General features: G+C 54.9%; 26 protein-coding genes. 14 read left to right on the forward strand and 12 right to left on the reverse strand.

Annotated elements, in window-relative coordinates; translation table 11 throughout:
- Positions 1-25: 25 nt before the first annotated feature.
- Genes AC6I8A_RS22490 through AC6I8A_RS22500 form a run of 3 tightly spaced genes read right to left on the reverse strand, consistent with a single transcriptional unit; the run spans position 26 to position 1,894 of the window.
- The gene (locus AC6I8A_RS22490; protein WP_497819248.1) at positions 26-817 is read right to left on the reverse strand and encodes an anti-sigma factor family protein; all 792 of its coding nucleotides are present in this window, start codon (positions 815-817) and stop codon (positions 26-28) included.
- Positions 814-1,338 carry a sigma-70 family RNA polymerase sigma factor gene (locus AC6I8A_RS22495; RefSeq protein WP_256699128.1) on the reverse strand — a complete coding sequence of 175 codons (525 nt, stop codon included), beginning with the start codon at positions 1,336-1,338 and terminating at the stop codon, positions 814-816. Before AC6I8A_RS22495 ends, AC6I8A_RS22490 begins: the two co-directional genes overlap by 4 nt.
- Positions 1,339-1,357: 19 nt before the next feature.
- Positions 1,358-1,894: a tetratricopeptide repeat protein gene (locus AC6I8A_RS22500; protein WP_256698594.1), complete on the reverse strand. Its 537-nt coding sequence runs from the start codon at positions 1,892-1,894 to the stop codon at positions 1,358-1,360.
- 207 nt (positions 1,895-2,101) lie between these two features.
- Between AC6I8A_RS22500 and AC6I8A_RS22505 the strand changes: the two genes are divergently transcribed.
- Positions 2,102-3,277, forward strand: a complete 1,176-nt coding sequence (locus AC6I8A_RS22505) for an efflux RND transporter periplasmic adaptor subunit (RefSeq protein ID WP_497819249.1) — start codon at positions 2,102-2,104, stop codon at positions 3,275-3,277.
- A complete protein-coding gene (locus tag AC6I8A_RS22510; RefSeq protein WP_265303413.1) occupies positions 3,274-5,211 on the forward strand; it encodes a MacB family efflux pump subunit in 1,938 nt (645 codons plus the stop codon). The genes AC6I8A_RS22505 and AC6I8A_RS22510 overlap by 4 nt, the downstream gene beginning before the upstream one ends.
- Positions 5,212-5,268: 57 nt before the next feature.
- Here AC6I8A_RS22510 and AC6I8A_RS22515 read toward each other — a convergent pair whose 3' ends face one another.
- On the reverse strand, positions 5,269-6,096 hold the full coding sequence (locus AC6I8A_RS22515) for a MurR/RpiR family transcriptional regulator (protein ID WP_497819250.1): 828 nt from the start codon (positions 6,094-6,096) through the stop codon (positions 5,269-5,271).
- Between the two features lie 154 nt (positions 6,097-6,250).
- Between AC6I8A_RS22515 and AC6I8A_RS22520 the strand changes: the two genes are divergently transcribed.
- Positions 6,251-7,810, forward strand: a complete 1,560-nt coding sequence (locus AC6I8A_RS22520) for a PTS transporter subunit EIIC (protein WP_497819251.1) — start codon at positions 6,251-6,253, stop codon at positions 7,808-7,810.
- On the forward strand, positions 7,807-8,496 hold the full coding sequence (locus tag AC6I8A_RS22525; protein WP_497819252.1) for an N-acetylmannosamine-6-phosphate 2-epimerase: 690 nt from the start codon (positions 7,807-7,809) through the stop codon (positions 8,494-8,496). The genes AC6I8A_RS22520 and AC6I8A_RS22525 overlap by 4 nt, the downstream gene beginning before the upstream one ends.
- A gap of 208 nt (positions 8,497-8,704) precedes the next feature.
- Here the strand turns inward: AC6I8A_RS22525 and AC6I8A_RS22530 are convergent, their stop codons facing one another.
- From AC6I8A_RS22530 to AC6I8A_RS22550, 5 genes are all read right to left on the reverse strand, one after another.
- The gene (locus AC6I8A_RS22530) at positions 8,705-9,016 is read right to left on the reverse strand and encodes a cupin domain-containing protein (RefSeq protein WP_256698588.1); all 312 of its coding nucleotides are present in this window, start codon (positions 9,014-9,016) and stop codon (positions 8,705-8,707) included.
- 142 nt (positions 9,017-9,158) lie between these two features.
- Entirely contained in the window at positions 9,159-9,374 is a 216-nt protein-coding gene (locus AC6I8A_RS22535; protein ID WP_007890153.1) for a YdgH/BhsA/McbA-like domain containing protein, read from the reverse strand.
- Between the two features lie 195 nt (positions 9,375-9,569).
- Positions 9,570-9,785: a YdgH/BhsA/McbA-like domain containing protein gene (locus AC6I8A_RS22540; RefSeq protein WP_007890154.1), complete on the reverse strand. Its 216-nt coding sequence runs from the start codon at positions 9,783-9,785 to the stop codon at positions 9,570-9,572.
- 121 nt (positions 9,786-9,906) lie between these two features.
- The gene (locus AC6I8A_RS22545; RefSeq protein WP_497819253.1) at positions 9,907-10,800 is read right to left on the reverse strand and encodes a dihydrodipicolinate synthase family protein; all 894 of its coding nucleotides are present in this window, start codon (positions 10,798-10,800) and stop codon (positions 9,907-9,909) included.
- Between the two features lie 118 nt (positions 10,801-10,918).
- On the reverse strand, positions 10,919-12,007 hold the full coding sequence (locus tag AC6I8A_RS22550; protein ID WP_256698586.1) for a YncE family protein: 1,089 nt from the start codon (positions 12,005-12,007) through the stop codon (positions 10,919-10,921).
- A 450-nt stretch (positions 12,008-12,457) separates the two neighbouring features.
- On the opposite strand from AC6I8A_RS22550, the gene fhuE reads away from it, so the two are divergent.
- Complete coding sequence (gene fhuE / locus AC6I8A_RS22555; protein ID WP_497819254.1) at positions 12,458-14,611, forward strand: ferric-rhodotorulic acid/ferric-coprogen receptor FhuE; 2,154 nt, start codon at positions 12,458-12,460, stop codon at positions 14,609-14,611.
- 62 nt (positions 14,612-14,673) lie between these two features.
- Here the strand turns inward: fhuE and AC6I8A_RS22560 are convergent, their stop codons facing one another.
- The gene (locus AC6I8A_RS22560; RefSeq protein ID WP_256698584.1) at positions 14,674-15,225 is read right to left on the reverse strand and encodes a C40 family peptidase; all 552 of its coding nucleotides are present in this window, start codon (positions 15,223-15,225) and stop codon (positions 14,674-14,676) included.
- Between the two features lie 239 nt (positions 15,226-15,464).
- Positions 15,465-16,442: an isopenicillin N synthase family dioxygenase gene (locus AC6I8A_RS22565; RefSeq protein ID WP_497819255.1), complete on the reverse strand. Its 978-nt coding sequence runs from the start codon at positions 16,440-16,442 to the stop codon at positions 15,465-15,467.
- A gap of 512 nt (positions 16,443-16,954) precedes the next feature.
- On the opposite strand from AC6I8A_RS22565, the gene AC6I8A_RS22570 reads away from it, so the two are divergent.
- Together AC6I8A_RS22570 and AC6I8A_RS22575 are read left to right on the forward strand one after the other, a co-directional pair.
- On the forward strand, positions 16,955-17,917 hold the full coding sequence (locus AC6I8A_RS22570) for an ABC transporter substrate-binding protein (RefSeq protein WP_497819348.1): 963 nt from the start codon (positions 16,955-16,957) through the stop codon (positions 17,915-17,917).
- Positions 17,918-17,924: 7 nt separating this feature from the next.
- Positions 17,925-19,340, forward strand: coding sequence for an amidohydrolase family protein (locus AC6I8A_RS22575; RefSeq protein ID WP_497819256.1), 1,416 nt, complete (start codon positions 17,925-17,927; stop codon positions 19,338-19,340).
- A 5-nt stretch (positions 19,341-19,345) separates the two neighbouring features.
- On the opposite strand, the gene AC6I8A_RS22580 is transcribed toward AC6I8A_RS22575, so the two are convergent.
- Complete coding sequence (locus AC6I8A_RS22580; RefSeq protein WP_497819257.1) at positions 19,346-20,866, reverse strand: MDR family MFS transporter; 1,521 nt, start codon at positions 20,864-20,866, stop codon at positions 19,346-19,348.
- A 79-nt stretch (positions 20,867-20,945) separates the two neighbouring features.
- On the opposite strand from AC6I8A_RS22580, the gene AC6I8A_RS22585 reads away from it, so the two are divergent.
- The 7 genes from AC6I8A_RS22585 (at position 20,946) to AC6I8A_RS22615 (ending at position 26,409) form a co-directional block, all read left to right on the forward strand.
- The gene (locus AC6I8A_RS22585) at positions 20,946-21,611 is read left to right on the forward strand and encodes a TetR/AcrR family transcriptional regulator (RefSeq protein ID WP_293797715.1); all 666 of its coding nucleotides are present in this window, start codon (positions 20,946-20,948) and stop codon (positions 21,609-21,611) included.
- A 149-nt stretch (positions 21,612-21,760) separates the two neighbouring features.
- Positions 21,761-22,003, forward strand: a complete 243-nt coding sequence (gene hipB, locus AC6I8A_RS22590) for a type II toxin-antitoxin system antitoxin HipB (protein ID WP_256698578.1) — start codon at positions 21,761-21,763, stop codon at positions 22,001-22,003.
- Positions 22,004-22,023: 20 nt separating this feature from the next.
- A complete protein-coding gene (locus AC6I8A_RS22595) occupies positions 22,024-23,310 on the forward strand; it encodes a type II toxin-antitoxin system HipA family toxin (RefSeq protein ID WP_497819349.1) in 1,287 nt (428 codons plus the stop codon).
- Between the two features lie 93 nt (positions 23,311-23,403).
- Complete coding sequence (locus AC6I8A_RS22600) at positions 23,404-23,970, forward strand: peroxiredoxin (RefSeq protein WP_265303402.1); 567 nt, start codon at positions 23,404-23,406, stop codon at positions 23,968-23,970.
- A gap of 15 nt (positions 23,971-23,985) precedes the next feature.
- On the forward strand, positions 23,986-25,215 hold the full coding sequence (locus AC6I8A_RS22605) for a protein-disulfide reductase DsbD family protein (RefSeq protein WP_497819258.1): 1,230 nt from the start codon (positions 23,986-23,988) through the stop codon (positions 25,213-25,215).
- 17 nt (positions 25,216-25,232) lie between these two features.
- Positions 25,233-25,790, forward strand: a complete 558-nt coding sequence (locus AC6I8A_RS22610; RefSeq protein WP_256698575.1) for a sigma-70 family RNA polymerase sigma factor — start codon at positions 25,233-25,235, stop codon at positions 25,788-25,790.
- Entirely contained in the window at positions 25,777-26,409 is a 633-nt protein-coding gene (locus AC6I8A_RS22615) for an NrsF family protein (RefSeq protein WP_479490910.1), read from the forward strand. Before AC6I8A_RS22610 ends, AC6I8A_RS22615 begins: the two co-directional genes overlap by 14 nt.
- Positions 26,410-26,488: the final 79 nt, after the last annotated feature.

Genomic DNA, 26,488 nt, shown 5'->3' on the forward strand with positions numbered 1-26,488 from the left:
GAATGGGTCGCCATGAATGGCGACCCTAGGCCAGCATTGCCTGTATTAATGCCTGCGCGGTCTTTTTCAACTGCTGCGCAGGATTTCGGCCAATCAAAACAAATTGATACCCCGCCTTATGCCACCACACCACATTCATCCCCTGTCGTTTCTCCTGCGCCAAATCCGTGGTTTGCTGATGATCTTCGCGCGAAATACACAGCGCCATCGGGCCGTAACTGCTGTGATTCCAGGCTATCTGCGTAATCAGCGCATCGTCATAACGCAACATGCGTACGCTTTTTAACGTCGCTTCCGGTAGCGTTAACTGCGCCGGCGTGAAATGCAGATCGAGATCGCGCGCGGTACGCGCCAGCGATTGCTGCAACACCGGCGGTGAACTGTCGACGTCGGCCAGCGTTTCCGCGCTGTACAGCGACATATATTGTGCTTCCAGCTCGCGGATCTTTTCGCTTTCGCCCTGCTCAGCTTTTATTGCCGGTCGCACCAGAAAACCGATGCCGCTGCCCACCAGCAAAAAACTCACCGACGCGGCGATCAGCGCACGGCGGCTGACCTGCGGCGCGGACGGTGTGGTTGCCAGCAGATGCGCCAAGCGCGGCGACATGCGTTCCAGCGGTGCGTCATCCAGCATTGGCGCAAAGGCCTCAGCAAAAGGTTGATTGCTTTTCATCAGCTCGGCAGTGCGCGCCGACAGCGCTTCGCTGCGCTTAAGTTCATTTTCAAACGCCAGCGCTTCATCCGCGCGCATCTCGCCATCCAGCCAGGCGACGATGGCCTCGTCCGCATAAGGCGAACTAAAACTTGCTGCCTTCACAAACGTTTCTCCTGTCCAGCCGGGCGCAACGTGGCTGCGCTGGCTAAGGTCGTGCGCGCCGCCGCGAGGCGACTCATGATGGTGCCAATCGGCACCGCCAACGTATCGGCGGCTTCCTGATAGGTGAATCCTTCGACGTAAACCAGGAATACCGCATTGCGCTGCGCTTCTGGCAACTGACTCACTCGCTGCATCACTTTGGCGTATTGACGGCGTTGCTCATCATGTTGTTGCTGATCCGCCGCAACAAGCTCGTCGCTGTCGACAAAGCCTTGCCCGAGGCGCACCCGCTGCGCGCGCAGTTCATTGATCCACACCGAATGCAGCACGCTAAACAGCCAGCGATCGATACGCGTGCCGGGCGTGTACTGGGCGCTGCGTTCCAGCGCCCGGACACAAGTGGATTGCACCAGTTCTTCGGCGACATCGCGGTTGCGGGACAACACCATGGCGTAGCGCCACAGGCGGGCCAAATGCGCCGCTAAATGCTGGCGGACTTCAGTACTGGTGATTTTTGATATCCTCTAAACGCGGCGTTCATCAGGCTTCCGGATGGCCCTGAATCGCGGCATTGAGATCGCGATACTCTTCGCAATCCACGCCACACAACGATTTGATGATAGTGAGCTGCTCTTTAGCCAGATCCGGCCGCCCTTTTATCATCCAGGCTTCGCCCAGATATTCGCGCACTTTGGCATATTTCGGATCGAGTGCGATCGATTTCTGATAATAAGCCATGCCTTCGTCGGTTTTACCCAGCTTACGCGTGGCATAACCGCGATAGTTCCAGGCTTCTTTGGTGTTCTGATTATGCAGCGTATCCAGCAAGTTGATCGCCGCTTGATACTCGCCCTTTTTCGCCAGGTGATAAGCGTAATTGGTTTTGTCGCTGTCGCTCAGCATGCTGGTTTTCTCCGGCACGCAGGATTTAGATTTGCTGTCGTAAACCTGGCCTTTCGGGCAATCCGGCGTCTTTTTGTCGCTGTCATCATCGCCCATTGCCAGGGCAGCAGGCGCATGCAGCGTCATCAGTAATACGGGCAGTGCTAACCAGCGTAATTTCATCATTGTATACATGGTTGATCCTCATGGCGTGTTATGGATGGAACTCAGTGCTGAGGCAACAAGTGACTCAGATACGCTGTAAACAACTCAGCCGCCATTTCTATTCGGAAAAATTTAATCATTTTTCAACCAACGCACGTTACTCAGATAAATCCGGCGAATTTTCTCCAGTTTGTTGCCTGAAGTGATTATGATTCTCACTTCATAAAAGGGACGCTTATGCTCAATATCTCGAAAAAGTGGCTATTCGCCACGCTGACTGTGGTCATTCTCCTGCTGTTGATCTGGCATTACGCCGGTTCACGCAATAAACCCAACGCGGTGGTCACCGCCGAAGTGCGCCAGGGCAATATCGAAAACGTAATTGCCGCCACCGGCAAAATGGATGCGATTGAACGCGTTAACGTCGGTGCGCAGGTTTCCGGGCAGGTTAAAAAACTCTATATCAAAGCGGGCGATAGCGTCAGCAAAGGCCAGCTGATCGCCGAAATTGACGATCAGCCACAACGCAGCGACTTGCGTAATGCGCAAGCGGCGCTGAGCGTGGCGCAGGCCGATCTGGAAACCCGCGAAGCCGCGCTGGTGCGACAGCAAGCGCAATATCAGCGTTTGCAGCAGATGATTAAAACCAATGCGATCTCGCGTCAGGATTTTGACACCGCAGAAGAAAACTGGCGCAGTGCGCGCGCAGAACTGACGGCGCAAAAAGCGCGCGTGATTCAGGCGCAGATTGAGGTGGATAAAAAGCAGCTCGATCTCGGCTATACCCGCATCATGGCGCCCATGGATGGCACGGTCATCGCCATTGTCACCAAGCAAGGCCAAACGGTGAACGCGGTGCAAACGGCGCCGACCATCGCTAAACTGGCGCAACTCGGTACCATGACGATCAAAGTGCAGATCTCCGAAGCCGACATCAATAATGTGCAGCCCGGTCAGCAAGCATGGTTCACCACCTTCTCCAATCCGGATAAACGCTACAACGCCACGCTACGCAGCCTCGAACTGGCACCCGAATCGGTGATGAAAGATGACGCGCTAATGGGCAATAGCGAGAGCACGTCGAGCAGCACCTCCAATGCGGCCGTCTATTATAACGCCCTGCTGGATGTGCCAAACCCGGACAACGCGCTGCGCATCTCCATGACCGCGCAGGTCAATCTCATTCGTGATGCGGTGAAAGATACGTTGCTGGTGCCGGTGCAGGCGACGAAGAAAGATGCCGACGGCAAAACCTATGTGGAAATCCCGGATCAGGATAACCAGCCGGTGAAACGCATTATCACCACCGGCATCACTGACAGCGTTGATATTCAGGTGCTGAGCGGCTTAAAAGCCGGCGAGAAAGTGATCCTTGCCACGCAGACGGCGGGCGCTGACAAGGTGGTGATGTGAATATTATCGAACTGAAAAACATTCAGCGCAGCTATGTTAACGGTTCACAATCTCTGCATGTGCTGAAAGACATCAATCTGAGTATCGCCAGCGGCGAGTTGGTGGCGATTATCGGGCCGTCCGGTTCGGGTAAATCGACGCTGCTGAACATTCTCGGCTGCCTTGATGCGCCGGATAGCGGTGACTATTTGATTAGTGGTCAGAACACCGCCACGCTGTCGCCGGATGCGCTGGCGAAAGTACGCCGCGAACACATCGGTTTTATCTTCCAGCGCTATCATCTGATGCCCGATCTTAGCGCCCTGAGCAACGTTGAAATCCCGTCTATTTATGCCAATCTGCAGGGCAAAGCGCGGCAGCAGCGTGCGGCGGATCTGCTGGCGCGTTTAGGTTTGCAGGGCCGCGAACATCATAAGCCGGGCGAGTTGTCCGGCGGCCAGCAGCAGCGCGTCAGTATTGCGCGCGCGCTAATTAATGGTGCCGAAATTATTCTTGCCGATGAACCGACTGGCGCGCTGGATTCACACTCCGGCGAAGAGGTGCTGCGCATCCTGCACGATCTCAATCGCGAAGGTCACACGGTGATCATCGTGACGCATGACATGAAAGTGGCGCAGCACGCCGATCGCATTATTGAGATTCAGGACGGCGAGATTGTTGCCGACAGCGGCCGCAAACCGGATGCCACGCGTGCGCAATATGCTCCCGCAGCGCGTAAAAGTCAGAGCAAACTGCGCGGCTTTCTCGATCGCTTACGCGAATCGCTGCGCATGGCGCTGAATGCGATGAACGCGCATCGACTGCGCACCGCGCTGACCATGACCGGGATCATTTTTGGCATTGCGGCAGTGGTTACGGTGGTGGCGCTCGGCCAGGGCGCGCGGCAAAAAACGCTGGAGAGTATTTCCGGGCTCGGCACCAACGTGGTGTCAATCTATGCCGGTGGTGATTTCGTTGAGGATGAAGCGCATCCGGTGCTGACGCTGGTGATGGCGGATGCTGATGTGATTGGGCGCCAGCAGTTTGTTGCGGCGGTCAGTCCAGAAATGATCGCCAATCAGCCGATTCGCTATCTCTCCAACGCATCCAAAACCTCGGTTTATGGCGTCGGTAAAGAGTATTTCCAGATTCAGGGCATCAAACTGCTGGAAGGCAGCAACTTCAGCGATGAGCGTCACGCGCGTCAGGAGATCATCATTGATACCAACACGCGCAATAAACTGTTCGGCGAACAGGGTCAAAGCCCAATTGGCAAGATGATCGTGTTGGGTTCGGTGCCGGTGCGGGTGATTGGCGTGGCGGATAACAACGATGGCATGTCGCCCAATCGCCTCAGCGTGTGGCTGCCGTGGAGCACCGTGATGTATCGCATCAGCGGGCAAACCGCGTTGACTAGCATCAGCATTAAACTCAAGGATGATGTGGTGAGCGGCCCGGCGGTGGAATCGCTGACGCAATTATTGACCGCGCGTCACGGCACCAAAGATTTCCTGGTGTTCAACCGCGACAAATACCGTAAAGCGATTGAAGACGCCGCCGCAACCTTAACGTTGCTGATTCTGCTGGTCGCCTCGATTGCGCTGATGATTGGCAGCATCGGCGTGATGAACATCATGCTGGTGTCGGTAACCGAGCGTACCCATGAAATCGGTGTGCGTATGGCGGTGGGCGCGCGACGCGGCGACATCATGCAGCAGTTTATGATCGAAGCGGTTCTGGTCTGTCTGGTGGGCGGATCGCTCGGTGTCGCGTTAGCGCTGGTGATTGGACCGATTATCAGCCTGCTGGCGGGCGGCATGATTACGGCGATCTTCTCGTGGCAGTCGGCGGGCGCGGCGTTTGCTTGCTCCACCATCATCGGCATGATTTTTGGTTATCTTCCGGCGCGCAAAGCCGCGCGCATGGATCCGGTAGCGGCGTTAGCCAGCGAATAATCAAATCTCACGCCGTAGGGTCGCCATTCATGGCGACCTTCCCCCATCCCACGCAAATCACATCAACATCGGCAACGTCGCCGTTGCCGTTTGCTGGCTCGCCGCCAGATAACGTGCATCGTGCGTCATCAATTCATTAATCAGCACTTCCACCAGCAGCATCGCGCCCACTTTGCCGCTCAGCGCACCGGCGTTGAACGGGCCTTCCGGCCTTGCAGCCACCAGCAGCATATCGGCTAAGCTGCCCATCGGGCTGCGCAGTGTATTACTCAGCATCAGCACGCGCGCGTTTTGCTTCTTCGCCACCTTCACCACATGCATCACATCTTTGGTTGAACCGGATGCAGAGATGGCGATCACCAAATCGCCCTCTTTTAGCGTCGAGGCATTCATCGCCGCGCGATGCATATCACCAAACAGCTGCGCCGATTTGCCTAAGCGCAACAGGCGATAGTGCAGATACTCACCGGTAATCGCGCTGGCCGCCACGCCGTAGATCTGGATGGTGTTGGCCTGATGCAGCGCTTCCACCGCAAGCTGTAAAACCTCGCGGTTAATGAATTTCCCGGTATCCCGCAGCGCCTGCACCGTTTCCTCTACCAGCATGTCGATGCTGTCACCGCTGGTAAGTGCAGCGGGCTGATTGTGTTGCACATCCAGCGCCAGCGCCATTTTGAATTCGGTGTAGCCTTTGCAGCCGAGATGACGACACAGCCGCGTCACGCTCGCTTCGCTGGTGTCGGTCTCACGCGCCAGTTCGGTGATGGTGAGATATAGCACTTTCTGCGGGTCGGTGAGGATGAAATCGCCCAGCTTTTGCAGCGTTGGACTGTAGCCCGGCAAACCCTGGCGCAGGTGCAGCAAGATGTTTTCATTGTCCGTCATGGCGGTCTCTCTGATTCACGGCATTAATGGCGCACAGTGTGCAGCAGATTAGGGCATAAGTGAAAGCTATCACAATAATGATGGAAATTTTCACCTAATGAATTAGATTGTGGTAATAATTTTTACCGCAGTATCACTTCAGGAATAAAAATTTATGTCATCCATTTTCAGCGGTGCCTCATCGGGAGGTTGGTTCGAAAAAGCTCAGCGTTTTGGCAAGTCGTTCATGTTACCGATCGCCGTGCTACCGGCAGCCGGTTTGCTGCTGGGCATTGGCGGTGCACTCTCCAATCCCAATACCATCAAAGCCTATCCGTTCCTCGATGTCGCCTGGCTACAGGGCGTGTTTACCATTATGGCCAGCGCCGGCTCAGTGGTGTTCGCCAACCTCGCGGTGCTGTTTGCGGTTGGCGTAGCGGTAGGCTTAGCTAAAAGCGACAAAGGCACCGCTGGATTGGCCTCGCTGCTGGCTTATCTGGTGATGAACGCCACCATCAATGCGCTGCTGACGCTAACCGGCGTGCTGGCGCAGGGCAACCTAAGCGCGGTGGGACAAGGCATGGCGCTTGGCATTCAAACGCTGGAAACTGGCGTATTTGGTGGCGTGGTGATCGGGCTGGTCACGGCCATGCTGCATAATCGCTACAACAAAATTGCTCTGCCGCAGTTCCTTGGTTTCTTTGGTGGCTCGCGCTTTGTGCCGATTATCAGTTCCCTGGTCGCCATTCTGGTGGGCGCGGCGATGACCCTTGTCTGGCCGCATTTCCAGAAGCTGATTTTTGGCCTCGGCGGCCTAGTGGATGCCACCGGCTATTTCGGCACTTTTATCTACGGCTTCGTGCTGCGATTGCTTGGCCCGTTCGGCCTGCATCACATCTTCTATCTGCCATTCTGGACCACCGCGCTCGGCGGCAGCGAAGTGGTTAACGGACATCTGGTGGAAGGCACGCAGCGCATCTTCTTCGCCCAGCTTGCCGATCCTAATACCCAGCAATTCTACCTTGGCACCGCGCGCTTTATGTCTGGGCGCTTCATCACCATGATGTTTGGCCTGATCGGCGCGTGTCTGGCGATGTATCACACCACCAAACCGGAAAACCGCCAACGCGTGGCCGGATTGCTGCTGTCGGCAGCGCTGACCTCTTTCCTTACCGGTATCACCGAACCGATTGAGTTCTCGTTCCTGTTTGTTGCACCGGTGCTGTATGTCATCCACGTGCTGTTTGATGGGCTGGCATTTATGATCGCCCACATCCTGCACATCACCATTGGCCAAACCTTCTCTGGCGGCCTGATCGATTTCATTCTGTTCGGCGTATTACAGGGCGAAGCGAAAACCCATTGGTGGTATGTCCCGCTGGTTGGCGTGCCGTGGTTCCTGCTCTATTACTTTACTTTCCGCCTGCTGATCACCCGCTTCAATTTCAAAACGCCGGGCCGTGAAGATGCCAGCATTGAAACAGCGCCGATGGTCGCCGGAGAACGTCCACTGCAGGTCATCGCGGCTTTAGGTGGCAAACAGAACATCGCCGAACTAGATTGCTGCGCCACGCGTCTGCGCATCACGCTGATCGACAGCAGCAAGCTCGATGAAAACGCATTGAAAGCCACCGGCGCACGCGCCGTGATCCAACGTGGCAAAGGCGTGCAGGTGATTTATGGCCCGCACGTCACCATTATCAAAAATGAAGTAGAGGAGTTACTCGCACTATGAAAGCACCGATGCTGGCCCAGATTCAGGGAAAACTGGTGGTCTCGTGTCAGGCTCTGGAAGATGAGCCGTTACACAGCCCATTTATTATGTCGCGCATGGCGTTGGCGGCAATGGAAGGCGGCGCAGCGGCGATTCGCGCCAACAGCCTGCTCGACGTACAGCAGATTATGCAAACTGTGGATTTGCCGATTATCGCCATTATTAAACGCGACTATCCCGGCAGCGATGTGTATATCACCGCGACGTTGCGGGAAGTGGATGAGTTGATGGTGGCGAATCCGGCGATGATTGCGCTGGATGCCACGCTGCACACGCGTCCTGGCGATTTGCAGCTGCCGGCATTGGTGGCGGCGATTCGCCAGCGCTATCCGCATTTGCTGCTGATGGCTGATATCGCCACAGTGGAAGAAGCGCGTCAGGCAGCGGAATTAGGTTTCGATTGCGTTGGTACCACGCTGCACGGGTACACCGCAGAAACGCAAGGTTGTTATCTGGCTGCCGATGATTGCCGCTTCCTGCGTGACGTTTTAGCTGCGGTAGAAGTGCCGGTCATCGCCGAAGGGAATGTCGAAACGCCGGAAATGGCGGCGCACTGTCTGGCGCTGGGCGCGCATGCAGTGGTGGTCGGCGGCGCGATTACGCGTCCACAGCAGATAACGCGCCGCTTTGTGAATGCCATCAATTAATTTTTGAGGTCCACATTAAGGGCACCTTGCTGAAGGTTATCCACAATCCCCGTGTGTAGAGTCGCCGTTAACCTGTGGATAAAACTCGCCTCTCACCACACAGCGCCCGATGCGCGCAGACGGTTACTTTTCGCACGATTGTGAATTTCCAACGACCGGTTTGACACACTTGATGCGTTAGCGTGTTTAGGTGCGTCAGTATCAGGCTTTAAACCGAACCCTCTTTTTCGATCACTAATACGCGCGCTTCGCCTTGCGGGTGCGCAACATGCTCGGTGCCAATGCTGGCGTAAAAAATGTCGCCAGTATTGAGCAGCACTTTTTTCACCTCGCCCGCATCGCGGTAATGCATCTCTACCGCGCCGTTCAGCACCACAAATACTTCTTCGCCATCATTGATGTGCCATTTGTAAGGTTGATTGGTCCAGTGCAGACGCACGCTAGTGCCGCCAAAGTTGGCGATGTCTAGCGCATCCCAGGCTTTAGCAGGTGAGAAGTTTTTGCTGACGTAGGTTTTCATGCGATATCCGTGTGGAGGAGAACTGCGTTGATGATACACAGAGCGCGAGCGGACGGCGGGACATGCGCAGGCCATTTACGGACATGCAGATACAACAAAGCCGCCCGGAGGCGGCCTTAATACAACGTCTTGTGCGATTAACTTATTTGTACAGTTCTGCAGTCATGTGTACGCGGTTATTCGTGTTGGCTTCAGTAATTTTGTACTGCGCACCCTGCTCTTGTGCCTGTGCAGCGATTTTTGCTTCTGCGCCATCAAGAGTAGAAGACTCAACAGAGACGCTCTGCGCAAAGCTAGCAGCAGACATCATTGAAAGAGCAGCAACAGCGGCGATAGACAGTGTTTTGATAGTTTTCATGGTCATAATCCTTAGTGGTTTAATTAGAAGACTGTGTGCCTTCGATGAAAATAATAATAACTGATGTTATCGTTTCAATATTAACCATTAGTGCGATCACGATAACTTACATAACTATACAGTTCCCGATGCTTTATCGACAAAAAAGGCCGCCCGTAGGCGACCTGTTCTGGCACATCCGTATGCAACCATCCGTTATTTGTAAAGTTCTGCGGTCATATGTACGACGTTACCGTTGCTTGCTTCCAGAATTTTATATTGCTCACCATTCTGTTTAGCCTGTGCAGCGATTTTGGCTTCAGCACCATCCAGCGTCAGAGAAGTAGCTGAAACGGTTTGAGCGAAGCTAGCAGCAGACATCAGTGAAAGAGCGGCAGCAGCGGCGATAGTCAGAGTTTTGATAGTTTTCATGGTCGTATTCCTTTAGTTGTTTGATGTGAAGGCTGTGCGCCTTCGATGGAAATAATAATAACCATTGAAACTATTATCAGATTAACTATTAGTGCGATCACAGTTAATCAACTCATTATCACTACGCCAACTCGAGATCTGTAATCACCCTCTTCACTTCCACCACATCCGCCGCCGACAGCGAACGCAGTGGGCGCGGCAGGCAATCATACTCAGCGAGGCCCAGCGCACTGGCCGCTGCAGCGATGACGCGGATACTGCCGCCGTGTTGCGTAAACAGCGCCCAAAGCGGTGCGAGCCGCTGTCCCTGTTCGGCTAACGCCGCAAAATCTCCCGCCATCGCCGCATCCGTCATTGCTTTAGCGGTGTGCGGGAACAGTCCGCCGCACACTGAATACCACACTTCACAACCAGCGATTAGGCCTGCTGCGGCAAAGGCATCGCCGCTAACACCAATCGTGACGTCTTGCGGTAATTGATCGCGCAAAGCGTTTACCCGTTGCGTCGCCGCCGCAATTTCCGCTGGCACGCCGGGAATTTTGATGGAAGCGATGTGCGGCAGCGTGGCGATACGCGCATGCAGCGCATCGGAGAAGACAAAGTGGCTGGTGCCGGGATTGTCATAAATGCACACCGGCAGCGAAACGTAGCGCGTGACATCCTGATACAGGCCAAACACCTCGTCATCAGTGAGCTTCTGATAGGAAACGGCGGGCAGCAGCAACGCGCTGGCGCCGGCTTGTTGCGCATCCTCGGCAAGTCGCAGCACTTCATCGGTGCTCACCGCGCCAATGCTGACCATCACCGGAATAGCGTCCGCATGCTGCACCGCCAGCGTCGCAATGCGCTTGCGCTGTTCGCGCGTGAAATAGGCGTAGCTGCCAGTGGAACCCAGCACGCTAAGTGAATCGACTTTTGCTGCCGTGAGTCGCGCAAGGATATGAAGAAAAGCTTTCTCATCAATTCCAGAAGCATTCAGCGGAGTCAGGGGAAACGCACTCAATCCTTTAAACATAGCCAGCGCCTTATTCGTTATTAACAGGGGAAAACAGCTTAACCTGCACAGTTATAAGCCATTGGAAACAAAAATGCCCTCTTACGAGGGCAGGAATTATCGTTACCGCTTGAGGGGATTATTTCAGCGCGATGCGCGCAATCTGATCCTGGCCTTTGGTTGAGGAGTCTTTGTTGAACTCTGCTTTCAACGTTACGTACAACGTGTTGTTGTCTGGGCCAATCAGCAGGCTGTTTGGATTGTTATCAAACGACCAGCTGTTTTTCACCGCGTACGTAGTGGCATCCAGTTGCAGCACTTTCTTCGATTCGCGCTGGCTGATGTAGATCTCATTACGCTTAGCATTGAATTTGATAGCCAGCGCATCGCCTTCAATACGTTTGATCACTTTGCCGGTACGCTCATCAAACACCAGCGTGGCTTTGCCTTTCGAATCGTCGGTAACGAACAGGCGACCGGTTGCCGGATCTTCCGCCATATTCAGGAACAAGTACTCTTTACCGTCGCCCGCCGTCCAGCGCTTCTCAATTATGTGCGTGCGTGGATTGATGACCAGAATCTCGCCCGCGCCGTTAGTCGCATAAATGCGCTCAGTCAGCGGAGAATAGATGATGCCGGTTACCCATTTTCCTGCATTCTTGATGGTGGCTTTCAGCTTGAAGGTTTTCACGTCAACCACCGAGATGTACCCCGGATCGGCCACGCGACCGACATACAACTCGTTGCCGTGCCACAGCACTTCACGCGCGCCCGCCGGATAACCTTCTTTATCTTTCTTACCTGGGAAGACTAAACGTTCCAGCACTTTGCCGCTTTGCGCATCCACTTTCGAGATGGCGCCATCCAGCGAGTTGGTGGTGTAGAACACGCTACCCGCTTCATCGATCGCCGTACCAAAGTTTTTCAGATCGGTATGCGTCACGCCTTTAGTTTCCAGCGTGGTTGGGTCGAGACGATAAATCACACCGCCGTTCACGTCTTTAAAGCTCTGCGCGCTGGCAACGTATAACGCTTTCGCCGCAGGCGAGTACGCCATTTCATACAGGCCATCGCCCAGGGTGCGCTGGGTCAGAGAAGTATCAACTGGCTTGGCAGCAGCGGCTGGCGCTTCGGCTTTTTTAGCCGGAGCCTGGCAAGCGGTCAGGCTGAAAGCAGCGACGATCGCTGCAGCTAAGGCGGCTTTGCGCGGGCTAAATAACGATTTCATGCTCAACTCCATTAATGGATGAACGGCTCCGTTGCGCGCGTGCGCGTACGGAAAATACAAGAAGAATGAGAATCATACGCATTAGCATAAAGTTAGCAACTTTCTCGACGATCTTCTTTACTTTGCCGTGAATTCTGTCTTGCTAGCCGCACACCTTTCTTTGCCTAAAACGTCCAGATATCGCTTTAAAAACACGAAAACATTAGCAATTAACAGGTTATTTTCACCTGTAAACCATTGATTAATAGCCCGCTTACACATTATTACAATTGCAGTTGAAACCTTCCGCAGATTCTTTAAAGCAAATGATTATCATTGGCTTTCTCAATAAATGCGCAGTGGCAGTTTGCGTGCCTGCTCTTCTGCCCTTTTCGGCGGATAAGTCACACCGTAAACGATAAAAAACGAAGCAAAACAGCTTCCTATAACACGATTTTTACAGGAAATTTTATGTCTGGCATCAGGAAAACCTTTAACGTCTCACTGCTGGCGGTGACGATTCATGCGCTGCTTACGCCAAACATGGCGCAGGCGGCCAGCGACACGCAGCAGGATTTGGTGGTCGATGCATCCGCAACCGGCGACAGCGATAATAACGAAAAGCAGGATTACGCGGTGAAAACCACGCGGGCGGGCACCAAATTGTTGCTAACGCCACGCGATGTGCCGCAGTCGATGAGTGTGGTGACGCAGCAGCGCATGCAGGATCAGAACCTGCAATCGGTGAACGATGTGCTGACCAACGCCACCGGCATCTCCACCAACCTGATGGACAGTGAGCGCTCGGAATACTATTCGCGCGGCTTTAAAGTCACCAACTTCTCCTTTGATGGTATCCCCACGTCGGTTAATGACAGCTGGAACTACGGCGATGCCGCCTCGGATACCGCCATTTACGATCGTATTGAGATCGTACGCGGTGCCACCGGATTGATGACTGGCGCGGGCAGCCCGTCAGCGTCGATCAATATGGTACGCAAACACGCCGACAGCAAAACCTTCACCGGCTCGGTCAGCGCCAGCTACGGCAGCTGGAACAAACAGCGTTATGTTGCCGATCTCTCTGCGCCGTTGAATCAGGATGGCAGCCTGCGCGGCCGCGTAGTGACCGGGTACAGCGATGAAGACAGCTGGCTCGATCGTTACCACAAAACCAAAAAGTTCCTTTACGGCGTGATCGATGCCGATATCACCGAGCACACCACGCTGTCGCTGGGCTACGACTACGAAGATGCCAACACCGGCAATCCAACGTGGGGCGGTTTGCCGATGTTCTACAGCAACAACGCCACCACGCATTACGATCGCAGCCTCAACTCCGCCGCCAACTGGGCACGCTACAACACCAATTCGCGCAAAGTGTTCGCCGACATCGATCATAACTTCGATAACGGCTGGAACATCTACGTCAACGGCACGCACGCGGAGAATACCTTCAACGATAAGTTGCTGTATGTCACGGGCAGCCCTGATCAGGACAGCGGCGAAGGCACCACCGGCTACGGCAGCATGGATCGCGGTAAACGCCAGATGGATTCGTTCGATGGCTACGCCAGCGGCCCGTTTGAGCTGTTAGGGCGTCAGCATCAGTTGATGGCGGGCGTGAGCTACAGCCGCCAGCACAATGCGACTTACAGCCAGGATGGCGTTACCGATCTGGAAAACTACGATATCGCCTCAGCCGATATGGGCATTTTCAACAACAGCTGGAACGGCAACATCGCCGAGCCGCAGTGGCAAGGTTGGTATCAGAATGCTGACGATACCATCCGCCAGAAATCCGCTTACACCGCCGCGCGCTTCTCGCTGGCCGATCCGCTGTCGCTGATTATTGGTGCGCGCTACACGCAGTGGAGCACCAACGGCAGCAGCGGCGACATGACGAAAAATAACACCACGCCTTACGCCGGTTTGGTGTACGACATCAACGATACATGGTCAGCATACGGCAGCTATACCTCGATCTTCCTGCCGCAAACCTACCGCGATACCAGCGGCAAATACCTGTCGCCGGTTACCGGCAAAAGCTATGAAACCGGCCTGAAGTCCGCCTGGTATGATGGTCGATTAACCGCGACGGTTGCGGTATTCCGCATTGAGCAGGATAACGTGGGTCAGGCGATTGCTGGCGTCTACTTGAGCGGTAACGAGCAGGCTTATGCGCCCGCTAAAGGTGCAGTCAGCAAAGGTGCGGAGTTTGAGCTGAACGGTGCGCTAACGGATAATCTGCAGCTGACGTTCGGTGCCACACGCTACGTGGCGCGGGATAAAGATGGACGCTTCAACAGCTATCAGCCGCAAACTTCCTTCAAACTGTTCACCCGTTATCAGCTACCAATGTTGCCGGATCTGACGGTTGGCGGCGGCATCAACTGGCAGAACCGCGTGTTTGAAGATGCCACCAATGCCAGCGGCGATACCGTGCGCGTTTATCAGGGCAGCATACCACTGGCATCGCTGTTTGCGCGTTATCAGGTGACAAAGCAGGTGGCGGTGCAGGCGAACATCGATAACCTGTTTGATCGCGAATATTACAGCTACATGAACAGCTATGTTTATGGCGCGCCGCGCAGTGTTTCGATGAGCGTTTCGTATCAGTTTTAATTAACCGTAGGGTCGCCATTCATGGCGATCCTTTCGAACATTCGCGCATTAATGCGCACTCATCAAACCTTGTTTTTATAATTGAAACTGATCTGCGAATTCTGTTCTTTCGGCAAACGTCGTGCCTCTAAATAAACCGATTTCCAGTACGGATTATTGAGCGAAGAGCGCATCACGCCCTGACTCACCGACGCGTGTAGGAATTGATGATCGGTGTCATAAAAGCCGACGTGCAGCTCGCGCTTAATGCGGAAGAACACTAAATCACCGGGTTGCAGATGCGCCTGATCCACCGGTTTGCCCATGGCGATTAACTCTTTGGTGGTGACGCGGTCCATCGGAATATTGAAGCGATCTTTCAGCGTGCGCCAGACAAATCCCGAGCAATCGACGCCGGTTAATTGCGTACCGCCCCACTGATATTTGGTCCCTTCCCACGAATGCATCTGATCGTGCAGCGCAGCAATCACCGGAATTAAATCGGGCTGCTTGCCACCGTCAGCCGAGGTATCCACGTTGTCCTCTGCAGGCGCATGCGAAGACTTAGAAGAACAGCCGGCCAGAGTAAAAAGAAACAGGCAGGCGATAACTTTGCTGGCGGCAGAATTGATCATGTGTTGGTGTTTTCGCTGAGGGAGACAGTGGTTAGAGATTTATACCGTAAAAAAGTTGCAGAAATAAATAGGCGCGCGGTGAAATCTTTTATTTGCCGGTTGTTTTTACCTAAGTTTACGCAACGGTAACATCTTGTATTTGAGTTAAAAATCTATTTCCCGCGCTGCGCTTTTTCTGTGCAGGAGAATATTTGCGCTCCTGCACAGAATGACATCAATTTCGACTTACAGCTGTACGTTTAATACTTGCCGGAGAAATTGGCGCTAATACGCTGCGCCAGATAATCCTTCGCGGAAATAGGCGGATATTTTTTCTCCGGTCCTTCAATAATCACGTCTTCGTTCGCCTGGCAGAAAAACGCCAGGCTGTAGCGGGCCGGCAACGATTCACCCGGCAGCGGATTGCTGACGCGATGGAAATTCGACGGCAACTTGTCGTCACTCCAGCGCATCAACATATCGCCGATATTACAGGTAATTAAGCCTTCCAGCGGCGCGATCGGCGTCCAGATTTGCTCCTCCATCTCTTTGCCCGGACACACCTGCAAACCGCCCTGCCCATCACGCTGGAACAGCAAGGTCAGGCAATCGAAATCGGTATGCGCACCCGCACGCCACGGGCCATCTGGCTCACCGCTAATAGCAAAGTAGTGCAGCATCCGCAGCGTGCTTTGATAGGTTTCGCGCGAGGGCTCATGCGCTTTGGCAAAGAAGTCGTCGGGAAATCCCAGCTTAAGGGCAAAACAGGAGAGCAAACGCATGCCCACTTCCCAGCACTGACGCTCGAACTTCAATACATCATGCTGGAAGCCCGGCAAAGTGGCATCATCTGGCCACAAGCCTTCCATGCGCGGACGTGTCACCTGATACGACTCTTTTTGGTCCGGTTTGCCGGTGGAGGGACGAATCTGTGCGCGATATTCCCAGCCGGCATTGCGGCTGAGTGGATGGCGTGCTTTGTCACTTTGTGGCAGCGCAAAAAAGCGCTCGGCGTTAGCAAAAGCCGCATTGATGTCGTCGAGGGGAATACCGTGGCCGGAAACCTGGAAGAAGCCAATTTCAGTGGCGGCTTGCCACAGCTGATCGGCTATTTCCGCTTTACGTTGTTCGAAATCGGAGAGATCGATGATGCGCACATCTCGCGCCGCTTCCACGCCGCGCGCGCCCATCCGCGATTCTTTTGCCAGTTCATGCATGTCATAAGTGGTCTTTTCCATTGGTGCACCTCGTTATTGAGCGATAACGGATGACCCACCCGCTGTGTGGCAGTCATCCCCGCGCCTGCTTTACGTGCAGGCGATCGAGCAATGACCCACCGGGTGAAACCACGGTTGACAGCTTCTACTCATTTTCAGACAAGCAAAGCCTGTGCCATCTCACGGTGCTACCTAAATCAACAAGTTAAGCCATCTTGCGCATCATGCCTGCACAACGGCGGTGCAAAAAGGGGTGCCTTGCATCATCAACGATCAGTGGATGATACAAAATCTCATCACATTTCAGATTAAAGCTAATAATTTCATTGTGTTACATACATGGCATGCGCATTGCTAAATCCTTATTGAGTATAAGCGGTCAGCGTGACAGCAGATTCACGCAGGACATTGCTCTACAGCATTAGCTGTACCTCGTCAGGGGACGATGCGAATTACGTATCGTGAGCACGCCATGCGCCGCAACGCCCCTGATGACGACAACAAACTCAACGTTTATTGGGGGTTTTATGACAATGTCGCGTTTCCGTTTCTCGTTATTCGCTGCTCTGCTGAGCACCTCTGCCCTGTCGCACGCCGCCGACAAACTGGTATTACAAACCACCTGGGTTGCTCAGGCTGAACAAGGCGGCTATTACCAGGCGCTCGCCACTGGCATCTATAAAAAATACGGGCTGGATGTTGAGGTGCGCTCCGGCGGGCCGCAGCTGAATAACATGACGCTGCTGCTGGCGAATCGTGCTGATGTCATCGTCAGCTACGATCTGCAAGTGCTGCAGGGCGTTGAGCGCAACTTCCCGCTGAAGGCCATCGCCGCGCCGTTTCAGTTTGATCCACAAGGCATTGTCACCCACGGCGATGTGCAGTCGCTGGATCAGCTGAAAGGGAAAACCGTGCTGGTTTCAGCCAGCGGACAAGCCAGCTGGTGGCCGTGGTTGAAAGGCAAATATCAGCTGCAGGATGGCCAAGCTCGCCCTTACACCTTCAACATGCAACCCTTCCTCGCCGACAAAAATACTGCGCAGCAGGCGTATGCCACCTCCGAAGTGCAGCAAATCAAAGAGGTGCAGCCGGACAGTAAATTCTATCTGTTTGCCGATTATGGCTACCCGGCGTACGGCGGCATTCTGGTGACGCGCGACGATTTACTGCAAAAAGAGCCGGACGTCATGAAGCGTTTTGTTGCGGCATCGATGGAAGGCTGGCAATCCTACCTCGCCAATCCGGCTGCCGGTAATGCACTGATCAAAAAAGAGAACCCGCAGATGACCGACGCAATTCTCGCCTTCGGCGTGTCGCAAATGAAAGCGCTGCACCTGATTGACGGCGGTGATGCGGCGAAACAAGGTTTAGGCGTGATGACGGATAAGCGCTGGCAGGCAACGCGTGACTTTATGGTCAACGCCGGTCTGCTCAAAGCGTCCACCGACTGGCAGAGCGCGTTTAGCACGCAGTTTGTCGCGGCCAAAGCGGAGTGAATTGCTCATGAGCCAACTGTTAATCAAACACTGCGCCGCGATCCTGACCGGCGACAAACAGCAACCGCGCAGCAGCGCGCGCGATATTCGCATCCGCGATGGCCTGATTGAGGAGATGGGCGAGCTCAATGCCGCTGCCGATGAAACCGTGATCGACGCCCGCGATTGCGTGGTCTATCCCGGCTGGGTCAATACGCATCATCATCTGTTTCAATCGCTGCTCAAAGGGGAGCCGCAAGGTCTGAACCTGAGTTTGGGCGGCTGGCTGGCCGCGACGCCGTACCGCTTTCGCGGTGCCTTCGATGAACAGACATTTCGCATCGCCGCGCGCGTTGGCCTGGTCGAGCTGGTGCGTTCTGGCTGCACCACCATTGCCGACCATCATTATCTCTATTGGCCCGATATGCCATTTGATGGCGCAGAAATCCTGTTCGATGAAGCCGACAAGCTGGGCGTGCGCTTTGTGCTGTGTCGCGGCGGTGCCACGCAAAGTCGCGGCTTAGAGAGCGACTTGCCCACTGCGCTGTGCCCGGAGAGCTTTGACAGCATGATGGCCGATGTCGAGCGGCTGGTGGTGCGCTATCACCAACCGCAGGATAGCGCGATGCGCCGCATCGTGATGGCACCCACCACCACGCTGCACTCCACCACGCCGCAGGAACTGCGTGAAAGCGCGCGCCTGGCACGTCAACTCGGCATTCGTCTGCACAGCCATCTGTCGGAAACCGTGGATTACCTTGACGCCGCACGCGCGAAGTTTGGTATGACGCCGCTGCAGTTTTGCGCCGAACATGACTGGATTGGCGACGACGTATGGTTTGCGCATCTGGTGAAACTGCTGCCGGAAGAGATCGCCATGCTGGGCGCGGCGGGCAGCGGTATCGCGCACTGCCCGCAAAGTAACGCGCGTCTCGGCAGCGGCATTGCCGATTTAGTGGCGATGGAGCACGCGGGCGTGAAGATCTCGATTGGCGTTGATGGCGCTGCCTCGAATGAAGCGGCGGATATGCAGAGCGAAACCCATGCCGCCTGGCAGCTTCAGCGCGCACGCAAAGGCATGCTGGCGCAGCCGCGCTATGTCGGTGGCACCTTTGAAGGCGGTGGCGATGCCGCCAGCATCGAAGATGTGGTGCGTTGGGGCACATCCGGCGGCGCGCAGGTCTTGGGTTTGAACACCGGCCGCCTTGCACCCGGCATGGCCGCCGATCTTGCCGTCTATCGCCTTGACGATCCGCGCTATTTTGGCCTGCACGACCCCGCCATTGGCCCGGTGGCCAGCGGCGGACGCGCCAGTTTAAAAGCGCTGATCTGCGCAGGAAAAGTGCTGATGCAGGAGGATGTGATAGCCGGAGTGGATTTGTCGGAACTGGGCCGCGACGCTGCGCAAGCGGTAAAAACCTTGCAGCAGCGCGCGGCGGTGTAACAGCGTTAAGCCGCTGCGTCTTTCTTGCGCAGCGGTGATTCTGGCAGGAACAGCGACAGCACAAAGGCCAGCAACATCACGCCCGCCGCCATTTGAAAGGCTGAGTGCACCGCATCGCCAAACACCTGCAAATAGGCTTGTTGTACATCATGCGGCAAACGATGCACCGCTTGCGGATCGAGCGCGCGCGGCAGCTCTTTGCCCTGCTCCACCAGCGTGGTTAAACCCGATTTCAGCACCTGACTGAACACCGCGCCAAACAGCGCCACGCCAATCGAACCCCCCACCGAGCGGAACAGCGTCACCGACGACGTCGCGACGCCGATGCGATCGGGCGTCACGGTGTTCTGCACCGCCAGCACCAGCACCTGCATCACCATGCCCATTCCCATCCCTAACACGCAGGCAAACAGGTAGATATGCCACAGCGGCGCATCGATGGTAAGCGTGGTGAGCAGCGCCATACCGATGGTCGCCAGCAAAGTACCAAAAATCGGGAACAGCCGATATTTACCGGTGCGGCTAATAATGCGTCCGCTGACGATGGAGGTGATCAGCAATCCGCCCATTAGCGGCAGCAGTTGCAAACCGGCTTCAGTGGGCGTGGAGCCTTTGACCACCTGCAGATAAAGCGGTAAAAACGTCACGCTGCCAAACAGCGACATGCCGACAATAAACGCCATTAAACTGGCGAGCGAGAAGCTGCGATTGTGGAACAGCGACAGCGGAATAATTGGTTCCCAGGCGCGACGTTCCTCATAAATAAAGCCGATCACGCCAATCACACCAAATGCCAGAATGCACCACAGCAGCGGATCGGACCATTCACGTAACGTGCCGCCTTCGCTGGTGAACAGCGTAATGCCCACCAGCGCCAGACTAAGAAACACCGCGCCCGGATAGTCGATTTCATGCGGCTTACGCTTGTTATCGGTCTTGAACACCGCATTGATGATCACCAGTGCAAACAAACCGAGCGGCAGATTGATGTAGAAAATCCAGCGCCACGATGCATGCTGCACGATAAAGCCGCCCAGCAGCGGACCAATCACAGTCGCCAGACCAAATACGCCGCCGAACAGGCCCTGATATTTACCGCGATCTTGCGGTGGAATCACATCGGCGACCGCCGCCATGCTCACCACCATCAAACCGCCGCCGCCTAAGCCTTGCAGCGCGCGGGTAAAAATCAGCTGCTCCATGTTCTGCGCCAGACCGCACAGCGCCGAGCCGATCAGGAATAGAATCACCGAGATTTGCAGCACGGTTTTACGGCCAAACAGATCGCCAAATTTGCCGTACAGCGGCACGACAAGGGTGGAAGCCAGCATATAGGCGGTGACGATCCACGACAGGCGATCGAGCCCGCCCAGTTCGCCGACGATGGTTGGCAACGCGGTAGAGACGATGGTCTGATCCAGCGCCGCTAGCAGCATGACCAGTAATAAAGCGCTCATCAGGAGGCGGACGGAAGGAGGATTCTCCTGCCCGCTGCCCGACTGCGGCGCGAGTGTTAGGGGTTTCATAACAGACACCAATTGAAATTAATTAAATACCCAATTAATATGGATCGCAGTCTGACACGAATCAAGTGAGCGAGTAAAGATGACCGCACGAAAAGTCCCTGCTGACGAAATAGCCAACGCCGCCAAACCTCGCCGTCCTGGCCGACCACGCGGTGGCGCCATCAACGTGCAACAGCGCGAACTACTGCTCGACATCACCTTAGCGCTGTATGCCGAAAACGGCATCGGCGAAACCTCGCTCAACGCGATTGCGCGCAAAGCGGGCGTCAGTCCGGCGATGCTCAATTACTATTTTCAGTCGCGCGAATCGCTGCTGGATATCGTGATTGAGGAGCGGTTTTTGCCCTTACGCCAGCGCCTGGTGGCGCACTTTATGGAGGATCCGCGTGACCCTGTCACCACCTTCAGCGCTTTCATTCGTGAAGTGGCGGATATTGTTACCACACACAACTGGTTCGCACCGCTGTGGATGCAGGAAGTGATGCAAGGTGAAGGCGGTTTAGGGCAGCACATTAAAAAACGCTTTGGTCACGGCGAACGCGATCAGGTAAAAAAACTGATTGAAGGCTGGCAGCAGCAAGGATTACTCAACCCCGATCTGGAGCCGCAACTGCTGATGACCTCGATTCTCAGCCTGGTGCTGGTGCCCTTCACCCGCTTTGCCAACGATCCCGCTTATCACCGCGAAATCATTGTGCAGCATACGTTGAGTTTATTTTGCAAAGGCATTCAGCCCACCCCGTAGGGCCGCCATTCATGGCGACCTTGAGTCATGCAGCATTTATCCCCCACAAAGGATAAACTTGACATTATCCCCCCTAAGGGATAACGTCACAAATATCCGCATTAAAGGATAATCCAGGCTTTCACATCGACTCCAAATGAGAATAAGCGATGATTTACAGTCCGCGCCAACTTGCAAATCATGTCAGACTGATTCGCCAAAAAAACCAATGGACGCAAAGTGAATTGGCGAAAAAAGTCGGCCTCAAGCAATCCACCATATCTCACTTTGAAAACAATCCCGATCTCACCACTCTCGCAACTTTGTTCAAAATTTTGCAGTCACTTGAGCTAAAAATGGACGTGCAGGAAAAAGCCCCCTCTGCGATTACAGGTCAGGAGAATGACTGGTGAAGCAGGAATTAATCGCATGGATGAACGGTGAACGCGTAGGCATTCTCACGCGCAACACTAACGGTGCACATACTTTCCAATACGACCCTAGCTGGTTAAACAATCGTCTGGCCAGGCCGCTTTCTCTTTCATTGCCATTGCAATTGCCGGTGATCTCATCCGCCGCAGTGCTCAACTATTTTGATAATTTACTGCCTGACAGCCCATTAGTACGCGATCGCATTGTTGCGCGCTATCAGGCGAAATCACGCCAGCCTTTCGATCTGCTGCGTGAGATCGGCAAAGATAGCGTCGGTGCCGTCATGCTATTGCCAACAGATAGCACACCCGCCGATTTAGGATTGAATTTCGAACGGTTGGATGAGCATAAGCTGGAACGTATCCTGTCGGCTTATCAGGCGGATATTCCGTTAGGCATGATCAGTGAAGAACACGATTTCCGCATCTCCGTTGCGGGTGCTCAGGAGAAAACAGCGTTGCTGGCAACGGACGCTGGCTGGGCCATTCCGCATGGTGCAACGCCAACATCGCACATCATTAAATTACCCATCGGTGAAATAAAACAACCCTTTGCCACTTTGGATATGCGTGAAAGTGTCGAGAATGAGTACCTTTGCTTGGCATTGGCAAGAGCGTTGGGATTTGCTGTGCCCGATGCCAGCATCATTCACGCTGGCAAGATGAAGGCTTTGGCCGTGCAACGCTTTGACCGGCGCTGGAACCACCAACAAACACACTTGCTGCGTTTGCCTCAGGAAGACATGTGTCAGGCATTCGGCTTACCATCAGCACTCAAATATGAATCTGACGGTGGACCCGGCATCGCCGACATTATGCAGTTCCTGATGGGCTCCAGTAATGCGTTAGAAGATCGCTATGCGTTTATGAAATTTCAGGTATTCCAGTGGTTGATTGGCGCAACCGACGGCCATGCCAAAAATTTCTCGCTCTTTATCGAACGCGGCGGAAGTTATCGGCTCACGCCTTTCTACGACATCATTTCTGTCTTCACCTCCATGGGCGGAAATGGCCTGAATATTCGCGACCTGAAACTGGCCATGAGCTTGAAAGCCAGTAAAGGCAGAAAAAATCAAATTGATAAAATTTTCCCTCGTCATTTTTTAGCCACGGCAAAGCAGGTTAATTTTGATCAGAATAGTATGATCGCGATCATCGATTTCTTTATTGCTGAAATGGGAGCCGCGATTGAGCGTGTAAGCAAAACATTGCCGCCGGGTTTTCCTGAACGTATCGCTGAACACCTGTTTGAAAACAGCTTGCGCATGTTGGCACGCCTGCAAAAATAATTTTCCACCTCACCGAAACTTTCCTCCCTGCTTCAGCGAACTGAATTACTGAGACATCCAAATCGGAACTCCCATTCATCGCAGGAGCAGAAAATGAAACGCATCAAATCCCTCGTTTGTACCCTGACCATGACCGCCGCATTGGGTCTGTCCGCCTTTAACGCCGGTGCCGCACTGCCGGTAGGCGCGAAAGCACCGAACTTCGAACTGCAGGGCGCGTTAGCTGGTAAGCCGTTGACCTTTTCACTGCAAAACGCCTTAAAGAAAGGCCCGGTGGTGCTCTATTTCTTCCCGGCGGCGTTCAGCGCAGGCTGCACCATTGAAGCGCACGATTTCGCTGAAGCCACCGATAGCTTCGCCAAAATGGGCGCAACGGTGGTGGGGGTAACTGCCGGTAATACCGATCAGGTCAGCGATTTCTCCAAACTGGAGTGCCGCGATAAATTCACCGTCGCCGCCGATCCAGGCGCGAAAGTGGCGGCACAGTATCAAACCACCATGCAGATGAAAGGCAAAACGCTGTCCGATCGTACCTCTTACGTGATCGCGCCCGAAGGCAACATTCTGCTGAGTTACACTGACAGAAACCCGGACACGCACATTGAAAAAGCGATGGCCGCCGTTAAGCAATACGACGCTTCTCACCCGCAAACTCACTAAATAAAGAGGCCAGCGATGTTAACCGCCATGCTGGCCGCCTTCATCGGCGGCATCATTCTGAACTTAATGCCCTGCGTGTTTCCGGTGATCTCGCTGAAAGCGCTCGGCCTGTTGCGCCATACCGATAACGCCGCCAGTGCGTGTCGTGAAGGGATAGGCTTTTTACTTGGCGTTGTGGTGACCATGATGGCGCTGGCGGGCATCCTGCTGGCGGCTCGCGCCGGTGGCGCGGCGGTTGGCTGGGGTTTCCAGCTGCAATCGCCGCTGGTGATCGCCTTGCTGTCGTTAGTGATCCTCGCCGCCGCGCTCAATCTGCTCGGTGTGTTTGAAGTGGGCTTATCGGTACAACGCGTCGGATCGGTTGACGTTGGTCGCGGTGCGTTTACGCGTTCCGCCTTAACCGGTGCGCTGGCGATTATCGTCGCCACGCCGTGCGCCGCACCCTTTATGGCGAGCGCCATCGGTTATGCATTGGTGCAGCCGCCCGCCGTCGCCTTAGTGATCTTCTTTGCGCTGGCCATCGGCTTCGCCGCGCCGTTCACGCTGGTATCACTGTTCCCGGCGCTGGCTAAATTCCTGCCACGTCCCGGCGCATGGATGGACGTGTTAAAACGCGGCCTGGCGTTCCCGATGTTTGGTGCTTACGCCTGGCTGGTTTGGGTGCTGGCGCAGCAAGCGGGAAGCGCGGCGCTGGCAACCTTACTGGCCGCCTCGGTGATAGTGGCCTTCGCCGGCTGGCTGTACGGCATGGCGCAACATCGCCACTTTGCCGGCAAAAGTCACAAGGTGCTGTATGCCGTTACGGCGGTGCTGATCATCGCCGTCATCGCCCCGCTTCCTGGCCTTATCAAACCCGGCGCAGGTCTGGCAGGCGATCAGCTGACGGCGGAAGTGACCAAAGCCAAATGGACGCCGCAAGCGGTTGAAGCGCAGCGCGGTCACGGTAAAGCGATCTTTGTCGATTTCACCGCGTCCTGGTGCATCACCTGTCAGGTGAATGAGAGAACCTCGCTTTCAACCCAGGCCGTGAAAGAGGCCATCGCCAAAACCGGCACGCTGTACATGGTGGCAGATTCCACTAAATTTAATCCGGACGTGGATGACACCATGAGCGAGTTCGGTCAGGGCGGATTACCGATGTATCTGGTTTACCCTGCCGATGGCGGACCGCCGAAAGTGCTGCCGCAGGTGCTGACACCGAATATTGTGGTGAACGCGCTGAACCAGGCGAGCAAGAAGGCGTAAGAACAACAAGGCGGATTATGCAAACAAGCGATAGCGCGCGCGAAAGTTGGCCCGCGCTAATGGAACAGGCGCAGGCGGGCGATCAGCTCGCCTACACCCGACTGCTGAAAGCGCTGGTGCCAGTGATTCGTGCGCAAACACGCAAACAAATTACCGATAACGCACTGGTAGAAGATGTGATTCAGGATGTGCTACTCACGGTGCATCGGGTGCGTCACACCTATGATCCTGCCTACCCTTTTTTACCCTGGCTGATGGCGATTATTTCGGCGCGCGCGATTGATGCGCTGCGGCGACGTGGCCGTCATCAGCAGTGGGAAATTAACGACGACGCGATGCCGGAAGTGGCCAGTCCGCCCGACGCCCCGCAGCAGGAGACGCAGGAAGAGCTGGCTGGCTACCTGCGCCAGCTGCCCTCGCGTCAGCGCGACATTGTCGAACATGTGCATCTGCGCGAAATGAGCCTGACGGAAGCCGCCGCGCATAACAATCTGAGTGTTGCAGCGGTGAAATCGCTGTTGCACCGCGCGCTGACGAATCTGCGCCGTTTTGGAGCCAATCATGACCGATCATGACCTGTTAATTGAAAAACTCGGGCGCGAGATGCAGCCCGTTAAACCGCTGCGATCCACTGGCAGGCGTGTCTTCACCTGGCTGCTGCTGGCGTTACCTTGTGGCATCGCCGCCAGCTTTTTGGTGCAGCGCAGTTTCACCGACTGGGCGCAGCCCGGCGCGTTGCAGGCAATCTTTCAACTGGTGCTGGCGTTTATCCTCGGCACGCTGGCGATTCGTAGCGCCTTCAATATAAGCATCGCCGGACGCCGCAGTATCAGCTGGAAAGCGCTGCTGCCGATTGGCTTGTTGTGGCTCGGTATGAGCATCAGCCAGATTCCCGGTGAGGTGCCGATCGAACATGACAACGACAGCGCGCGCTGCTTTACCTTTCTGTTGGTGGTGAGCACACCGATGATGGCGCTGATGATCGCCAGCCTGCGCCGCACTCGCGCACTGCATCCAGTGCGCAGTTTGGCGATGGCGGGCTTGGGCGTTTCCTGCATGGCAGTGACGTTGCTGGCGTTTTGCCATCCGGTGCATCTGCATCCGCTGGATTTTGTCATGCATCTGGCAGCAATAGTAACGATAGTGGCGTTAACCGTGCTGGTGGGGAAACGTTTGGTGACTTTCGATTCATAAGCCTATAAAAACGTAATGACTTGCTTCAGGTTGTAAATGTTTCGCTTCTAAACTATACAATAATAGCAACTCATCTTTT

The sequence above is a fragment of the Pantoea sp. X-Soil-ISGK-275 genome, assembly GCF_059730795.1.

What these genes read in the sequence shown, in the direction of transcription:
- AC6I8A_RS22525 (WP_497819252.1), top strand. Translation starts at nt 7,807, where the DNA reads ATGAAAGCACCGATGCTGGCCCAGATTCAGGGAAAACTGGTGGTCTCG.
- AC6I8A_RS22505 (WP_497819249.1), top strand. Translation starts at nt 2,102, where the DNA reads ATGCTCAATATCTCGAAAAAGTGGCTATTCGCCACGCTGACTGTGGTC.
- AC6I8A_RS22605 (WP_497819258.1), top strand. Translation starts at nt 23,986, where the DNA reads ATGTTAACCGCCATGCTGGCCGCCTTCATCGGCGGCATCATTCTGAAC.
- AC6I8A_RS22575 (WP_497819256.1), top strand. Translation starts at nt 17,925, where the DNA reads ATGAGCCAACTGTTAATCAAACACTGCGCCGCGATCCTGACCGGCGAC.
- AC6I8A_RS22585 (WP_293797715.1), top strand. Translation starts at nt 20,946, where the DNA reads ATGACCGCACGAAAAGTCCCTGCTGACGAAATAGCCAACGCCGCCAAA.
- AC6I8A_RS22615 (WP_479490910.1), top strand. Translation starts at nt 25,777, where the DNA reads ATGACCGATCATGACCTGTTAATTGAAAAACTCGGGCGCGAGATGCAG.
- hipB (WP_256698578.1), top strand. Translation starts at nt 21,761, where the DNA reads ATGATTTACAGTCCGCGCCAACTTGCAAATCATGTCAGACTGATTCGC.
- AC6I8A_RS22520 (WP_497819251.1), top strand. Translation starts at nt 6,251, where the DNA reads ATGTCATCCATTTTCAGCGGTGCCTCATCGGGAGGTTGGTTCGAAAAA.
- AC6I8A_RS22600 (WP_265303402.1), top strand. Translation starts at nt 23,404, where the DNA reads ATGAAACGCATCAAATCCCTCGTTTGTACCCTGACCATGACCGCCGCA.
- AC6I8A_RS22535 (WP_007890153.1), bottom strand. Translation starts at nt 9,374, where the DNA reads ATGAAAACTATCAAAACACTGTCTATCGCCGCTGTTGCTGCTCTTTCA.
- AC6I8A_RS22570 (WP_497819348.1), top strand. Translation starts at nt 16,955, where the DNA reads ATGTCGCGTTTCCGTTTCTCGTTATTCGCTGCTCTGCTGAGCACCTCT.
- AC6I8A_RS22515 (WP_497819250.1), bottom strand. Translation starts at nt 6,096, where the DNA reads ATGACGGACAATGAAAACATCTTGCTGCACCTGCGCCAGGGTTTGCCG.
- AC6I8A_RS22580 (WP_497819257.1), bottom strand. Translation starts at nt 20,866, where the DNA reads ATGAAACCCCTAACACTCGCGCCGCAGTCGGGCAGCGGGCAGGAGAAT.
- AC6I8A_RS22595 (WP_497819349.1), top strand. Translation starts at nt 22,024, where the DNA reads ATGAACGGTGAACGCGTAGGCATTCTCACGCGCAACACTAACGGTGCA.
- AC6I8A_RS22530 (WP_256698588.1), bottom strand. Translation starts at nt 9,016, where the DNA reads ATGAAAACCTACGTCAGCAAAAACTTCTCACCTGCTAAAGCCTGGGAT.
- AC6I8A_RS22565 (WP_497819255.1), bottom strand. Translation starts at nt 16,442, where the DNA reads ATGGAAAAGACCACTTATGACATGCATGAACTGGCAAAAGAATCGCGG.
- AC6I8A_RS22610 (WP_256698575.1), top strand. Translation starts at nt 25,233, where the DNA reads ATGCAAACAAGCGATAGCGCGCGCGAAAGTTGGCCCGCGCTAATGGAA.
- AC6I8A_RS22545 (WP_497819253.1), bottom strand. Translation starts at nt 10,800, where the DNA reads ATGTTTAAAGGATTGAGTGCGTTTCCCCTGACTCCGCTGAATGCTTCT.
- AC6I8A_RS22540 (WP_007890154.1), bottom strand. Translation starts at nt 9,785, where the DNA reads ATGAAAACTATCAAAACTCTGACTATCGCCGCTGCTGCCGCTCTTTCA.
- AC6I8A_RS22550 (WP_256698586.1), bottom strand. Translation starts at nt 12,007, where the DNA reads ATGAAATCGTTATTTAGCCCGCGCAAAGCCGCCTTAGCTGCAGCGATC.
- AC6I8A_RS22500 (WP_256698594.1), bottom strand. Translation starts at nt 1,894, where the DNA reads ATGTATACAATGATGAAATTACGCTGGTTAGCACTGCCCGTATTACTG.
- AC6I8A_RS22560 (WP_256698584.1), bottom strand. Translation starts at nt 15,225, where the DNA reads ATGATCAATTCTGCCGCCAGCAAAGTTATCGCCTGCCTGTTTCTTTTT.
- fhuE (WP_497819254.1), top strand. Translation starts at nt 12,458, where the DNA reads ATGTCTGGCATCAGGAAAACCTTTAACGTCTCACTGCTGGCGGTGACG.